General features: G+C 63.9%; 16 protein-coding genes. 9 read left to right on the forward strand and 7 right to left on the reverse strand.

From position 1 onward, the window contains the following. Positions 1-9: 9 nt before the first annotated feature. The 5 genes from JQ616_RS14755 (at position 10) to JQ616_RS14775 (ending at position 4376) form a co-directional block, all read left to right on the forward strand. Positions 10-846 carry an IclR family transcriptional regulator gene (locus JQ616_RS14755; RefSeq protein WP_212015416.1) on the forward strand — a complete coding sequence of 279 codons (837 nt, stop codon included), beginning with the start codon at positions 10-12 and terminating at the stop codon, positions 844-846. A 186-nt stretch (positions 847-1032) separates the two neighbouring features. After that, positions 1033-1422 (forward strand): cupin domain-containing protein, encoded by a 390-nt coding sequence (locus JQ616_RS14760; RefSeq protein ID WP_212015417.1) that lies wholly within the window; start codon positions 1033-1035, stop codon positions 1420-1422. A 119-nt stretch (positions 1423-1541) separates the two neighbouring features. Then, complete coding sequence (locus JQ616_RS14765; protein ID WP_212015418.1) at positions 1542-2327, forward strand: acyltransferase; 786 nt, start codon at positions 1542-1544, stop codon at positions 2325-2327. 271 nt (positions 2328-2598) lie between these two features. Continuing rightward, a complete protein-coding gene (gene rpsD, locus JQ616_RS14770; RefSeq protein WP_212015419.1) occupies positions 2599-3216 on the forward strand; it encodes a 30S ribosomal protein S4 in 618 nt (205 codons plus the stop codon). A gap of 92 nt (positions 3217-3308) precedes the next feature. Further along, positions 3309-4376, forward strand: coding sequence for a threonine aldolase family protein (locus JQ616_RS14775; protein ID WP_212015420.1), 1068 nt, complete (start codon positions 3309-3311; stop codon positions 4374-4376). Positions 4377-4517: 141 nt separating this feature from the next. On the opposite strand, the gene JQ616_RS14780 is transcribed toward JQ616_RS14775, so the two are convergent. Genes JQ616_RS14780 through grxD form a run of 4 tightly spaced genes read right to left on the reverse strand, consistent with a single transcriptional unit; the run spans position 4518 to position 7995 of the window. Further along, a complete protein-coding gene (locus JQ616_RS14780) occupies positions 4518-5780 on the reverse strand; it encodes a serine hydrolase domain-containing protein (RefSeq protein ID WP_212015422.1) in 1263 nt (420 codons plus the stop codon). Position 5781: 1 nt separating this feature from the next. Further along, complete coding sequence (locus JQ616_RS14785) at positions 5782-7065, reverse strand: serine hydrolase domain-containing protein (RefSeq protein ID WP_212015424.1); 1284 nt, start codon at positions 7063-7065, stop codon at positions 5782-5784. A gap of 49 nt (positions 7066-7114) precedes the next feature. Next, a complete protein-coding gene (locus JQ616_RS14790) occupies positions 7115-7666 on the reverse strand; it encodes an O-acetyl-ADP-ribose deacetylase (RefSeq protein ID WP_212016308.1) in 552 nt (183 codons plus the stop codon). Continuing rightward, complete coding sequence (gene grxD / locus JQ616_RS14795; protein ID WP_016843475.1) at positions 7663-7995, reverse strand: Grx4 family monothiol glutaredoxin; 333 nt, start codon at positions 7993-7995, stop codon at positions 7663-7665. The genes JQ616_RS14790 and grxD overlap by 4 nt, the downstream gene beginning before the upstream one ends. A 294-nt stretch (positions 7996-8289) precedes the next feature. On the opposite strand from grxD, the gene egtB reads away from it, so the two are divergent. The 3 genes from egtB to JQ616_RS14810 are packed head-to-tail and all read left to right on the forward strand — an operon-like array spanning position 8290 to position 10989. Further along, positions 8290-9546, forward strand: a complete 1257-nt coding sequence (egtB, locus tag JQ616_RS14800) for an ergothioneine biosynthesis protein EgtB (protein WP_212015426.1) — start codon at positions 8290-8292, stop codon at positions 9544-9546. A 53-nt stretch (positions 9547-9599) separates the two neighbouring features. Further along, on the forward strand, positions 9600-10568 hold the full coding sequence (gene egtD, locus JQ616_RS14805; protein WP_212015428.1) for an L-histidine N(alpha)-methyltransferase: 969 nt from the start codon (positions 9600-9602) through the stop codon (positions 10566-10568). A 25-nt stretch (positions 10569-10593) separates the two neighbouring features. Beyond that, the gene (locus JQ616_RS14810; protein WP_212015430.1) at positions 10594-10989 is read left to right on the forward strand and encodes a DUF4345 domain-containing protein; all 396 of its coding nucleotides are present in this window, start codon (positions 10594-10596) and stop codon (positions 10987-10989) included. 9 nt (positions 10990-10998) lie between these two features. Here the strand turns inward: JQ616_RS14810 and JQ616_RS14815 are convergent, their stop codons facing one another. Together JQ616_RS14815 and JQ616_RS14820 are read right to left on the reverse strand one after the other, a co-directional pair. Then, positions 10999-12180 carry a low temperature requirement protein A gene (locus JQ616_RS14815; protein WP_212015432.1) on the reverse strand — a complete coding sequence of 394 codons (1182 nt, stop codon included), beginning with the start codon at positions 12178-12180 and terminating at the stop codon, positions 10999-11001. Positions 12181-12213: 33 nt separating this feature from the next. Beyond that, the gene (locus JQ616_RS14820; protein ID WP_212015434.1) at positions 12214-12450 is read right to left on the reverse strand and encodes a BolA family protein; all 237 of its coding nucleotides are present in this window, start codon (positions 12448-12450) and stop codon (positions 12214-12216) included. Between the two features lie 184 nt (positions 12451-12634). Here JQ616_RS14820 and JQ616_RS14825 point away from each other — a divergent pair, with 184 nt between their 5' ends. Beyond that, complete coding sequence (locus JQ616_RS14825) at positions 12635-12994, forward strand: DUF427 domain-containing protein (protein WP_212015436.1); 360 nt, start codon at positions 12635-12637, stop codon at positions 12992-12994. 89 nt (positions 12995-13083) lie between these two features. On the opposite strand, the gene JQ616_RS14830 is transcribed toward JQ616_RS14825, so the two are convergent. Continuing rightward, positions 13084-13257, reverse strand: coding sequence for a DUF1328 domain-containing protein (locus JQ616_RS14830; protein ID WP_212015437.1), 174 nt, complete (start codon positions 13255-13257; stop codon positions 13084-13086). Positions 13258-13273 lie beyond the last annotated feature (16 nt).

The following is a 13273-nucleotide window of genomic DNA, read 5'->3' on the forward strand; positions in this document are numbered from 1 at the left end:
GTCCACATTATGGACAAGACATCCACCTCAAGACCGGTCCGACGCCGGGCGGAACCGCGGCCGGGCGCCCAGGCGATCCGCCGCGCGCTGTCCGTGCTGCGCATCCTGGCCGCAGGCCGCGAGAACGGCGTCCCGCTCGCCGAAGTCGTGCAGGCCACCGGAATGACACGGCCCACGGTGCATCGGATCGTCCACGTGCTGATCGAGGAAGGCATTGTCGAGCGCCATCAGAAGACCGGCCGTTACGCGATCGGCGGCCAGGTCGGCGAACTCGCGCTCGCACGTCGATCACGCTCGCCCCTGCTGGCCGCCGCAGACGACATCCTGAGGCAAACCCTGCAGCAAGTCGGCGACACGCTGTTCCTGACCGTGCGCACCGGCAATGACACGCTGTGCGTCGACCGCAGGATCGGTTCCTACCCGATCCAGGTGCTATCGATCGAAGTCGGCGCGCGACGCCCGCTTGGGGTCAGCAGCGCCGGAGTTGCCATTCTCGCCGCGATGCCACCGAATGAAGCCCGCAAAATCGTCGCCGCCAACGAAGTCAGGTTCAAGGCTTATCGCACCAATGCATCGGCGGTGCTGGGGCAGATCGCCGCCGCGCGGCGTCGTGGCTACAATCTGCGCGAGGTCGGACTGGTGCAGGGAACGAAATCGATCTCGACCTGGATCAAGACTCCGGACGGCCGCCCGGCCGCAGCCATCACCTTGTCGGCGGTGCGGGTGCGACTGGGCCCCCGCCGGGAACAGGAGATCGCCGAGATTCTGCTGAAAGCGGCGCACACAATCGAGCAGGAAATCCACGCATCGTCGTCGACCGCGGCTATCGCCCTCGCGGGGGAATAACGGCTCGGGACCGCAATTGTCTAAACAGCATGTAAGCTTCGCGTAAGCAGGGCCGCGTCTGATTTCACGACAGCCTGTGCTGTTAGATGAACGGACTAATCCCAATGTCGGAAGCCTACATCACACATCATGTGCTTTTCGCCGCGATTCCGCGCTGCTAGACTTCCGCTGGTTGGGAGGAAATGCATGTTCAGGAAATTGCTGCTTGGTCTTGCTCTGATTGCCTTTGCCGGTGCCGGCGCTGCGGTTGCGCAGCAGAGCGGCATCAAGCGAACCCCGCTGCAGAAGGTCGATTTCCCGGCGGGCTACAACACGGTCACGGCGATTGCCGAGGTTCCGGCCGGGGGTGCGTCGGGGCGCCACAGCCATCCCGGCGTCGAAACCGGCTATGTGCTCGAAGGCGAGCTCGACCTTCTGATCGACGGCAAGCCGCCTTTGAAGCTAAAGGCGGGCGATTCCTACCAAATCCCGGAAGGTGCGGTGCACGACGCCAAGACGTCCGGCGACAAGCCGCTCAAGGTGCTTGGGGTCTACGTGGTCAAGGCCGGAGAGCCCTTGGCAAAACCAGCGCCGTGAGTCGAACCAAATGGACCTCGGATCATTTGGTTCATGTGAGCTTCAGGTGCGGCGAGCAACAATTTCAGTTCGCCGGGCCTTTGATTTTTTGCCTGTTTGCAGGGATATGAACCGAACGGATGCGCGGTAAATTTCGTCAGATCTCATTGCCGCGCCGCCTCGTCGCCGATCTCATGCACGCGTCGGCCGGCGTGCCGTTCGTCTCCCTCACGCGCACACTGAACGTTCGTGCGGTCGTCGAGGCGCGCGCACGCATGGCGCAGGCACCTGGCTGGGCCGCCATCTTCGTCAAGGCGTTCGCGCTGGTCGCCAAGACCGAGCCGACGCTACGCACGCTGCACGTCAAATGGCCGTGGCCTTGCCTGTACGAGCTGCCGTGCAGCGTCGGCATGGTGGCGATTGCGCGGGTTGAGAAAGGTGAGGACTGCGTGCTGTTCGAGCGCGTCCGGGGAGCCGACGAGATGGCGCTCGCCGACGTCGACGCGCTGATCCGGCGCGCCAAGACCGCGCCGCTGCACGAAATCCCCTCGTTCCGCAAAACGCTTTGCGTGACGCGCCTGCCGTTTCCGCTGCGCCGCCTGGCCTGGGCGATCGGAATGAATTTCGGCCGGCAGCGCGCCAATTTCTGCGGCAGCTTTGGCGTGACCTCGGTCGCGGCCTATGGTCCGGGCGAATTGCACGCGCTGAGCCCGGGCCCGTTCCTGCTGAGCTATGGCGTGATCAAGCCGGATCACACGGTCGACGTGGTGCTGCGCTGGGATCATCTGGTCTGTGATGCCGCCCTGATCGCCCAGACCATGACCCGGCTCGAGCAGGTGCTGGGCGGTGAAATCGCCGCGGAATTGGCCACGATCGAGCCGCAAGCCGACGCCCGGCCGGTCCGGACCGCCGGAAACCGGCTGTAAGGTGGCAAAACAGGCCAATTTTGGCGCCGATTCGGCCCGAAATGCCCCGCGTTTTGTTTGACAGGACCGGACTTTCTCCTTAAGACCACCCTTGCTCGCGGGCCGGTTTCGGCCCGCGATGCGTTTCGCGACCCGTGGTTCTCCCCGAGCTTTCGAGGCGGACCTGTCGGTACAGGCCTTTTGGCCGGTACACAGGAGGGCGCGTCTCCTCAAACCCTAGACTGACAAAACGCCGGGCGCTGGATAGCGACGGCTATACAAAGAGGACGCGATGACAAAGCGCAGTGAGGCGAAGTACAAGATCGATCGCCGCATGGGCCAGAATATCTGGGGCCGCCCGAAGAGCCCTGTGAACCGCCGCGAATACGGCCCCGGCCAGCACGGCCAGCGCCGCAAGGGCAAGCTCTCCGACTTCGGCGTGCAGCTCCGCGCCAAGCAGAAGCTCAAGGGCTACTATGCCAACATTTCCGAGCGCCAGTTCCACGGCATTTACGTCGAAGCCAGCCGCCTGAAGGGCGACACCGGCGAGAACCTGATCGGCCTGCTCGAGCGTCGTCTCGACACCGTGGTCTATCGTGCCAAGTTCGTCTCCACGATGTTCGCCGCGCGCCAGTTCATCAACCACGGCCACATCAAGGTGAACGGCCGCAAGGTCAACATCGGCAGCTACAAGCTGAAGATCGGCGACACCATCGAGGTCAAGGAATCCTCCAAGCAGCTGACCCCGGTGCTGGAAGCCGCCCAGCTGCCCGAGCGCGACGTGCCTGACTTCCTCGAGGTCGATCACGGCAAGATGACCGCGAAGTTCGTCCGCACCCCGGCCCTCACCGACGTGCCGTTCCCGGTGCAGATGGAGCCCCATCTGATCGTCGAATTCTATTCGCGCTGATCAGTTCAGCGTTGCGAGATCCGAAAGGCCCCGGTTTTGCCGGGGCCTTTTTGTTTGGGTAATGTCGCGCCGCACCGACCGAGAGAGACATCATGCACTACACCCCTGCCCGGCCCGATCCGAAGGCGCCCGCCGTCCGCATCAACCTGCTGTCGGACACCCAGACCAAGCCTACGCCGGCGATGCGCGAGGCGATGGCCAAAGCGGAGGTCGGCGACGAGCAGGTCGGCGACGATCCGACCACCAATGAACTCAACGCCCGCGTCGCCGATCTGCTCGGCAAGGAAGCGGCCGTCTTCATGCCGTCAGGCACGATGTGCAACGTCGCCGCGACCTTGGCCTATTGCCGCCCCGGCGACGAACTCCTGGCGCATGCGACCGCGCATATCGTCGCGCGCGAGGGCGGCGCGCATGCGGCGCTGGGCGGCTTCCAGATCACACAGCTTGCCGGCGACGACGGCCAGTTCACGCCGGAGACGTTCCGCGCCGCGCTGCATCCGCGCACCCGCTACCAGCCGCCACAGGTGCTTGTCAGCGTCGAGCAGACCGCCAATATCGGCGGCGGCACGATCTGGAAGAAGGCCGCGCTCGACGAGGTCGTGCGCATCGCCAAGGCCCATGGGCTCGTGACCCACATGGACGGCGCGCGGCTGCTGAACGCCACCGTCGCCTCCGGCATCTCGCCGCGCGACATGACGGCAGGCTGGGATTCGGCCTGGATCGATTTCTCCAAGGGCCTCGGCGCGCCGATCGGCGGCGTCATCGCCGGCACCCGCGCCTTCATCGACGACGTCTGGCGCTGGAAACAGCGGCTCGGCGGCTCGATGCGGCAGTCCGGCGTCTGCGCCGCCGCCTGCATCTACGCACTCGATCATCACGTCGATCGCCTCGCCGACGATCACGCCAACGCGCGGGCGCTGGCGCGCGGGCTGTCGCAGATCAACGGCATCGCGGTGCAGGCACCCGAGACCAACCTCGTGTTCTTCAAGCCTGACGGCGCCGGCGTATCGGGCGACAAGATGGTCGCCGAGCTGCGCAAGCGCGGCGTAACGCTGGCGATGATGGACGGCCGGATCAGGGCCTGCACGCATCTCGACGTCACCGCAGCGATGATCGAGGAGATGATCGGCCACGTCAGGGATATCGTTCGCGCGGCATAGCCGTTCGTCATTGCGAGCGAAGCGAAGCAATCCATCTGCCCGTGTACGCGGAACGATGGATTGCTTCGTCGCTTCAGCGCAAAATTGCTTTGCAATTTTGTCGCGAGCTCCTCGCAATGACGAAAGGAAGTCTTACCCGGATTATCGCCCCATCGCCTTGTAGATCAGCGTCTTCAGCTCCTGCTGGATCCGGCCGCGCTGTGATGGCGTCTGCACCATGAAGATCCCGAACAGATCGTCCGCGGGATCGATGAAGAAGAACGTGCCGCCGACACCGTCCCAGCGATACTCACCCAATGGCCAGTCCGTGTTCGACGGCACCGAGGTACGAACCGCGAAGCCGAGGCCGAAGCCGGAGTTCGGACCGGGATAATAGTTCTTGTCGCGCACAACGGCGGTTTCCGGACCGATATCATCCCGCGCCATCAGCGCGATGGTCTCCGGCTTCAGATAGCGCTTGCCCTCGTAGCTGCCGCCGTTCAGCAGCATCTGCGAGAAGCGCGCGTAGTCACCGACGGTGCCGACCATGCCGCCACCGCCGGATTCCCAGCGCAGCGCCTTGCGCGGGTCGCGGATCTCGGCGACCGGACTGATCCTGCGATCCGTCGGCATCGGCTCGGCGATCAGCGGCCATTTCGCGGGGTCGGCGACGTAGAACGCGGTCTCGTTCATGCCGAGCGGGCCGAGCAGCCGCTCCTTCTCGACCTGAAACAGGGACTTTCCTGTGATCACCTCGATGATGCGGCCGAGCACGTCGGTGGAATGGCCGTAATCCCATTGCGTGCCGGGTTGTTCGGCAAGCGGCAGCGCCGTAAGCCGCGCCACGAACTCGGCATTGTCGGGGTCGTTGTCGAACAGGCCGGCATCGGCATAGTCCTTGTTCACGATCCCGCCGCCGTAATAGCCGTAGGGCAGGCCTGCGGTGTGGCGCATCAGATCCTCGATGGTGACGGGCCGCTTGAGCGGCTCCAGCATCATCGTCGCCTTGCCTTCGTCGCCACGCTTCTCCACGCCGACCTTCATATCGGCAAAGGCCGGGATGTATTTCGCCACGGGATCGCTGAGGGCGAGCTTGCCGTCCTCCACCAGCATCATCGCGATAACAGTCGTGATCGGCTTCGACATCGAATAGAGGCGGAAGATGGTGTCCGCGCTCATCGAGAATTCGGTTGCGAGGTCGCGAACTCCGAAATTCTGGTAGTAGACCGGCTTGCCGTGCTGCTGCAGCAGCAGGATCGCGCCGGGAATCTTTCCGGCCGCGATCTCGTTCCTGACATAGTCGGAGACCTTGGCGAGGCCTTCCGCCGAGAAGCTGTGCGCGGCCGGCCCCGCGGAGCCGGCCCTCGCACTCGTTGCGATCAGCGCGAGCACCAGTGCCGCGACAAATGCGCGGCACCCACGCATGTCAGTTCTCCATCGCTTCATAGACGAGCTGCTTCAACGTCCGCTGGATGCGCTGGCGCTCGGTCGGCGTCTGCTCCAGGAGGACGAAGAAGAAGTCCTGCTTGCGATCGATGACATAATAGCAACCGCTCGCTCCATCCCATTTCAGCTCGCCGAGATCGCCGGGCGGCGGCGGCTTCGCAGTGCCCGGATCGGTGCGCACCGCAATCCCCAGCCCGAAGCCAAAGCCGTCGCCAGGGAAATAGAAAAAGTCGCGCGCGACGCCGGAGTTCGGGCCGACGCGATCCGTCGTCAATTCCTTGAACGTTTCCGGCTTCATGATGGTCTTGCCGTCGAACGTCCCGCCATTGAGCAGCATCTGGGCGAAGCGCGAATAATCCGCCATGGTCGAGACCATGCCGCCGCTGGCGGATTCCCATTTCTTGACCTTGGTCGGATCGTTGACCCGGCCGACCCGGAAATCGCTGTCGTTCGGCATCGGCTCGGCCATCAGCTTCTGCTTCTCGGGATCGGTGACGAAGAAGCCGGTGTCTTTCATGCCGAGCGGGCCAAGCAGCCTTTCCTGCTCGATCGTCGAGAGCTTCTCGCCGGTGGCCACTTCCATCACGCGCGCCAGGATGTCGGTGGAATGACCGTATTGCCAGAGCTCGCCTGGCTGGTTGTGCAGCGGCAACTTGGCGATCCGCTCGGCGAATTCAGCGAGATCGAAATCGCCGCCATAGATATCGGCCGCCTTGTAGGCCTTGCGGACCAGGCTGTCGCCATAGAAGCCGTAGGTGATGCCGGACGTATGCGTCATCAGATCGAGGATCGTGATCGGTCGCTTCAACGGCACCAGCTCGAGTGTCTTGGTACCGTCCTCGGCCTTCTTCTCGACCCCGACCTTCATGTTGGCAAAGGAGGGAATGTATTTCGAGACGGGATCGTCGAGCTTGTATTTGCCCTCCTCCAGCAGCTGCATCGAGGCCACAGCGGTGATCGACTTGGACATCGACGCCAGGCGGAAGATGGTCTTGTCCGTGATCGGCACCTTGCTGACCACGTCCTGCACGCCGAAGGCCTCGTGATAGACCGGCTTGCCGTGCTGCTGGATCAGGACGATGGCGCCCGGAATCTTTCCGGTCGCGACCTCGTTCTTGAAGAACTCGCTGATCTTGGCGAGCTTGTCTGGGTTGAAATGTGCACCCGCCGGGATCTCATAGGTGCCCTCGGTGTGCGAGAACGCCGGCGCCGCAAGCACCACGGCCGCGACCGCGGCCGCGCACATCAAACGAAATGAATGCATTCGAGCTATCCCTCTCCGGAAATCACGGAGAAGTGTAGCGGCGGTATCATCAGGCACAAGGGCTCCCGAGGCCGTCTAGGACCTTCTGATGAAGCTCGCCACTCGGGGCCGAAAAGCAGCAGAAAGTCACCCGCGTGACGCCGGGTGCGGCCGCCAGGGCATCGACCACGGCCTTGATCGCAATGCCCGCAGCACGGTCTGCCGGGAAGCGATAGACGCCGGTCGAAATGGCGGGAAATGCAATGGAAGCGAGTTGGTTAGCGTGGCAAAGCTCGATGCCGCGACGATAACAGGACGCGAGCAGCGCATCCTCGTTCTGGGTGCCACCGTGCCAGATCGGGCCAACCGCGTGGATCACATGCCCTGCGGGAAGCCGATAACCCCCGGTGATCTTGGCATCGCCCGTCGCGCAGCCATGGAGCGTGCGGCACTCGGCGAGCAACTCGGGGCCCGCGGCGCGATGGATCGCGCCATCGACGCCGCCGCCACCGAGCAGCGATAAATTGGCCGCGTTGACGATGGCGTCAACGCGTAAGGTTGTGATGTCGGTAACGATGACGTCGAGCCGCGCCTTGCCGATCCGGCGCGCGGTCAAGGTCAGGCAGCCACGTCGACCGGGATACCCTTGTCGGCAAACAGCTGCTGCAATTCACCGGCCTGGAACATCTCGCGGATGATGTCGCAACCGCCGACGAACTCGCCCTTCACATAGAGCTGCGGGATCGTCGGCCAGTTCGAATAGACCTTGATGCCGTTGCGCAGCTCGGCGGATTCGAGAACGTTGAGACCTTTGTAGCCGACACCGATGTGATCGAGGATCTGCACGACCTGTCCGGAAAACCCGCACTGCGGGAATTGCGGCGTGCCCTTCATGAACAGCACGACGTCGTTCGACTTCACTTCGTTGTCGATGAATTGCTCGATGCTCATTTTCGCTTCCTTGCGTAGGCGGCGCTCTCAGGCCTTAACGGGCCGGCCCGCCCTTCTAACCCGTGACTGGCTATATATGTAGCTCAAACCATTGTGCATCCAAAGCAAAATGGCGGAAATCTGGCATGCGGCGGGGGCTGGACGGGGCCCCAAAAGGCGCCGGGATTATCTGACGGGCCCAATATCATCGGAGGGGAGGCTTTTTTCCCGTAACGGAGCCCCTATCTAGGACGAACTGTCCGTCAGGAACCAGATTGCCGAAGCAACGTTCTCTCCCTCGAATCGGAGACCCTCGTGACGAAACCAGCCTCTGCCGCGGCCGCAGCCCATTCCGCGGCCTCCCCGTCACTTTCCTCCGAATCCGGGCCGCTTGCCCAGCGCCTGGTCGACGCCTATCGCACGGTCCGCGACGAGACCGAGCGCCGGGTCGCGCCGCTATCCCCCGAAGACCAGCTAATCCAGTCGATGCCGGATGCGAGCCCCGCCAAGTGGCACCGCGCCCATACGACCTGGTTCTTCGAGCAGTTTCTGCTCGGCGAGCATGTCAAAGGCTACACGCCGTTCCACCCGGACTACGCCTATCTGTTCAATTCCTATTACGTCACCGCCGGCCCCCGGCATGCCCGCCACCAGCGCGGTCATCTGACCCGCCCGACCGCCGACGAAGTCACCGCCTATCGCCGCCATGTCGACGCCGAGGTGGTGAAGTTCTTCCAGACCGCCGCACCTGAAAAGCTCGCAGCGCTGGTGCCGCTGGTCGAGGTCGGCCTCAATCACGAGCAGCAGCATCAGGAGCTGATGTACACCGACATCCTGCACGCGTTCGCGCAGAACCCGATCCCGCCGGCCTACGATCCGGCCTGGCACTTCCCGGCGTCGCATCGCGGCGCGGACGAATGGGTGACGCTCAACGAAGGCATCCACACGGTGGGGCACGCCGATGACAGCTTCCATTTCGACAATGAGAAGCCCGCGCATCGCGCGCTGGTCGGTCCGGTCAAGCTTGCGAAGAACCTCGTCACCAATGCCGACTGGCTCGCCTTCATGAAGGACGGCGGCTATTCCACCGCCACGCTGTGGCTGATGGATGGCTTCGGCACGGTGAGCAATGAGGGCTGGCAGGCGCCCGGTCACTGGCGCGAGATCGACGGCGAGTGGAAGATCATGACGCTCGGCGGCCTGCAAGCCATCGATCCGCGCGCTCCCGTCTGCCACGTCAGCTACTACGAAGCCGACGCCTTCGCCCGCTGGGCCGGCAAGCATCTGCCGACCGAGATGGAATGGGAGGTCGCGGCGCGCGCCGGCCTGCTCAACGACGCCTACGGCATCGTCTGGCAATGGACCCGCAGCGCCTATTCACCCTACCCGGGCTACCGCGCGATCGAAGGCGCGCTCGGTGAATACAACGGCAAGTTCATGGTCAACCAGCTGGTGCTGCGCGGCTCATCGCTGGCGACGCCATCAGGTCACAGCCGTGTCACCTACCGCAACTTCTTCTATCCACACCATCGCTGGCAATTCACGGGGTTACGCCTCGCCGACTACGCCTGATCTAATCCTGTCGACATCAAGTGCGCGCCGGTAAGCGCGTTCAGGAGAGTATCATGAATGTGCATGCCGCCGCTTTGGCCAAAGCGTATCCGTTCGACGAAGCGACCTCGGCATTTGCCGGCGACGTGATCGGCAACCTCGCCCGTCACCCGAAACGGCTGTCGCCGAAATATTTCTATGACGCCACCGGCTCGGAGCTGTTCGAGCAGATCACGGTGCTGCCGGAATATTATCCGACGCGCACCGAGCTCGGCATCCTGCGCGATCGCGGCGACGAGATCGCCGCGACGATCCCGGACGGTGCGGCGCTGGTCGAGTTCGGCGCCGGCGCCACCACCAAGGTGCGCCTGCTGCTCGAGCATTGCCAATTCGCAGCCTATGTGCCGGTCGACATATCCGGCGATTTCCTGAAAGCGCAAGCCGACGGCTTGCGCAAGGATTTCCCCGGTCTCGGCATCTATCCGGTCGCGGCCGACTTCACCACGCCGTTCGCGTTGCCGGAGGCCGTCGCCGCGATGCCGAAGGTCGGCTTCTTCCCCGGCTCGACGCTCGGCAATTTCGAGCCGAGCGAGGCCCTGGCCTTCCTGCGCAGCGCACGCCAGATCCTCGGCCACGGCGCGCAGATGATCATCGGCGTCGACCTCGAGAAGGACGAGCGCGTGCTGTACGATGCCTATAACGATGCGGCCGGCGTCACCGCGCGTTTCAACCTCAATGTGCTGGTGCGCATCAACCGCGAGCTCGGAGGCAATTTTGATCTCTCGGGCTTCACCCATCGCTCGATCTACAACCGCGATCGCCATCGCATCGAGATGCATTTGATCAGCCGCAAGGCGCAGACCGTACGGATCCTCGGCAACACCTTCGCGTTTCGTCCGGGCGAGAGCATTCACACCGAGAACAGCTACAAATACTCGCTCGAGCGTTTCACCGCGCTGGCCCGCAGCGCGGGCTGGAAGGTGCGCAACAGCTGGACCGACGCCAACACGATGTTCTCGGTGCACGCGCTGGTCGCCGACTAGCACCTGACCAGGACGGGGCACGATCATGACCCGGCGCGCGCTGCAGATTGCGACAGCGGTGCTGGCTCTGGTGCCCATCCTGACGGGCATCATCACCATGCTCGGCGTCAGCGATCCGCTTTATGCCTCGTCTGGTGTGCCGGCGCTGCCGGTGCTGGACAGCAATCTGCGCTTCTTCGGCGGGGTCTGGCTCGGCCTCGGCCTCGCTCTGCTCTGGCTGGTGCCGCGCATCGAAAGCGAGAGTGTGCTGTTTCGCGTGGTCTGGGGCGGCATCTTCCTCGGCGGCATCGGCAGGCTGCTGTCGATGGTGATGGTAGGCACCCCGCCGCTGCCCTTCGTGGGCTTCACCGCGCTCGAAGTGATCGGCGCGCCGCTGTTCGTGTATTGGCAGCACCGCGTGGCAACGGCGGGACACGGGTAGCGGCCGCCGCTAGTCCTCTTCCCCGGTCGACCGCAGCGAGATCGACTCCCATGCCGCGACCATGATCATGATCGCGGTGGTGACGATCGAGAGCACCAGCGGCGACATGTCACGGGCAAAGTACGCTGTGATCGCCAGCGCGACGATGCCGACGCCGTGGGAGAGCTGCAGGAAGTTGCGGATCACATATTTGAACAGGATGGTCCCGACCAGGAACAGCGCCGGGCCGCCGACCGAGCTCACGATCGTCTTGAGATCGGTATGGCCGCCAGGGTGCTTCAGCACCAGCTCGTCGGCGACCGCGGTCAGGATGATGCCACCGACAATCGGCATGTGCAGATAGGTGTAGGCGATCCGCGCCACGCGGCCGGACTCGTCGGACTTGGAGATCATCTCCGAGCCGGCCTCGGCGCCCTTGTGGAAATAGATCCACCACATCGCGATGCTGCCGATCAGCGCCGAGAGGAAGGCTGCGACATTCTCCGGGGTCCAGGTCAGCTCGGCAAAGGTCGCGCCGTCGACCACGATCGCCTCGCCGAGCGCAATGATGATGAAGCCGGCACAGCGCTCGGCCATATGGCCGCCCTCGACCGACCACGCCTCCATCGAGGAGAAGCCCAGTCCTGGGGTCCAGAACCGCAGCGCCGGCGCGACATATTCGATGGCCAGCGCCGCGATCCAGAGCCACATCCGCGTCTCGTGCTCGGCGAAGCCGCCGAGAACCCACAGCACGGCCGAGCCGGACAGCCAGGTCAGGATGCGAATCGCATTGTGGCGCACCGCCGTTCGGCGCCGCGGTGTCGCCAGCAGCCAGAACGCGGTGCGGCCGACCTGCATCGCGGCATAGGTCCCGGCGAACCACAGCCCGCGCCCCTCGAAGGCGGTCGGGATCGAGGTCGACAGCAACAGCCCGCCCAGCATCAGCACGAACAGCAGCAGGCGGACCGGCGTCAGCTCGGGATTGAGCCAGTTGGTGACCCAGGTGGTGTAGACCCACACCCACCACACCGCGAGGAACAGCAGCGTGACCTGCACCGCGCCCAGCGGGGTGAAGTGGTGCAGCAGCGTGTGCGACAGCTGCGTGACGGCGAAGACGAAGACGAGGTCGAAGAACAGCTCGGCATTGGTGACGCGGCTGTGCTGGTTCGGCACGATGACGCGAAACATCGCGCCGCGCGGATTGTCTGTCATCGCCCGAGGCCCCCGCCCGCCGGCCTTGAGGGCCTAGCCGCCCGGCACCCCGGTCTGCAGCGCCAGCGCATGCAGCACGCCGCCCATCTGGCCCTTCAGCGACTGATAGACGATCTGATGCTGCTGGACGCGGGACTTGCCGCGGAATGACTCGGATATGACAGTGGCCGCGTAGTGGTCGCCGTCGCCGGCCAGATCGCGGATCGTCACCTCGGCATCGGGGATCGCTGCCTTGATCATCGATTCGATATCACGGGCGTCCATCGGCATCCCAGTCCACCTCCGTCAGGGTCGTTCGAATCATGGCTGGCTTGGCAGCCATGCAGGTAAAACCTAGCGCCTGAGGTCTTCTAGGTCATCCTGCCGCACACTATATTCCCATTCCCAGCGATTTAAACCTGCATCAATCGGTCACAAGCCATCACGCCGAAATGACCAGAAGAGGCGCAGAATCATGAAGCTCCCCGGCCCCGACCATCCGATCACGATCACGCCAAATGCCAAGCGCGTCCGCGTCACCGCCGACGGCGTCGTGATCGCCGAGACCAGCCATGCGCTGACCCTGAAGGAAGCGAGCTATCCGGCCGTGCAATATGTCCCCCGGCAGGACGCCAACATGGCGCTTTTGACCCGTACCGAGCGGACCACGCATTGCCCCTATAAGGGGGATGCGAGCTATTTCAGCATCAAGGCCAACGGCAAGACGCTGGACAATGCGATCTGGACCTATGAGGAGCCGTTCCCGGCCATGACCGAGATCACAGGCCACCTCGCCTTCTATCCGGACAAGGTGAAGATCGAGGAAGTCGCCTAGACCACCGCGCCTGCCGCGAGGCTTACCCCGCCTGAAGCACGCAAATGCCCGAGCCAGGCCCGGGCATTTTCGGCGAGCCGATCGCGCACCTACACCCTGAAGACTGTGAGCCCGAGGATCAGGAGCACCAGGAAGATCACGACGAACACGTAGAACAGGAAGCGCGCGATATCGGCGGAGGCGGCTGAGATGCCGGTGAAGCCGAGCAAGCCCGCGATGATCGAGACGACCAGGAAGATCAACGCCCATTTCAGCAATGTCATTGCTTGCTCCACCAAC

Source organism: Bradyrhizobium tropiciagri, assembly GCF_018130545.1.
GTDB lineage: Bacteria > Pseudomonadota > Alphaproteobacteria > Rhizobiales > Xanthobacteraceae > Bradyrhizobium > Bradyrhizobium tropiciagri_A.

Bases quoted from the DNA above. Each gene is read 5' to 3' on its own strand.
- JQ616_RS14830 (WP_212015437.1), bottom strand. From the start codon at position 13,257: ATGACATTGCTGAAATGGGCGTTGATCTTCCTGGTCGTCTCGATCATC.
- egtD (WP_212015428.1), top strand. From the start codon at position 9,600: ATGAATGTGCATGCCGCCGCTTTGGCCAAAGCGTATCCGTTCGACGAA.
- JQ616_RS14765 (WP_212015418.1), top strand. From the start codon at position 1,542: ATGCGCGGTAAATTTCGTCAGATCTCATTGCCGCGCCGCCTCGTCGCC.
- JQ616_RS14755 (WP_212015416.1), top strand. From the start codon at position 10: ATGGACAAGACATCCACCTCAAGACCGGTCCGACGCCGGGCGGAACCG.
- JQ616_RS14820 (WP_212015434.1), bottom strand. From the start codon at position 12,450: ATGCCGATGGACGCCCGTGATATCGAATCGATGATCAAGGCAGCGATC.
- JQ616_RS14785 (WP_212015424.1), bottom strand. From the start codon at position 7,065: ATGCATTCATTTCGTTTGATGTGCGCGGCCGCGGTCGCGGCCGTGGTG.
- rpsD (WP_212015419.1), top strand. From the start codon at position 2,599: ATGACAAAGCGCAGTGAGGCGAAGTACAAGATCGATCGCCGCATGGGC.
- JQ616_RS14780 (WP_212015422.1), bottom strand. From the start codon at position 5,780: ATGCGTGGGTGCCGCGCATTTGTCGCGGCACTGGTGCTCGCGCTGATC.
- grxD (WP_016843475.1), bottom strand. From the start codon at position 7,995: ATGAGCATCGAGCAATTCATCGACAACGAAGTGAAGTCGAACGACGTC.
- JQ616_RS14825 (WP_212015436.1), top strand. From the start codon at position 12,635: ATGAAGCTCCCCGGCCCCGACCATCCGATCACGATCACGCCAAATGCC.
- JQ616_RS14815 (WP_212015432.1), bottom strand. From the start codon at position 12,180: ATGACAGACAATCCGCGCGGCGCGATGTTTCGCGTCATCGTGCCGAAC.
- JQ616_RS14810 (WP_212015430.1), top strand. From the start codon at position 10,594: ATGACCCGGCGCGCGCTGCAGATTGCGACAGCGGTGCTGGCTCTGGTG.
- JQ616_RS14760 (WP_212015417.1), top strand. From the start codon at position 1,033: ATGTTCAGGAAATTGCTGCTTGGTCTTGCTCTGATTGCCTTTGCCGGT.
- JQ616_RS14775 (WP_212015420.1), top strand. From the start codon at position 3,309: ATGCACTACACCCCTGCCCGGCCCGATCCGAAGGCGCCCGCCGTCCGC.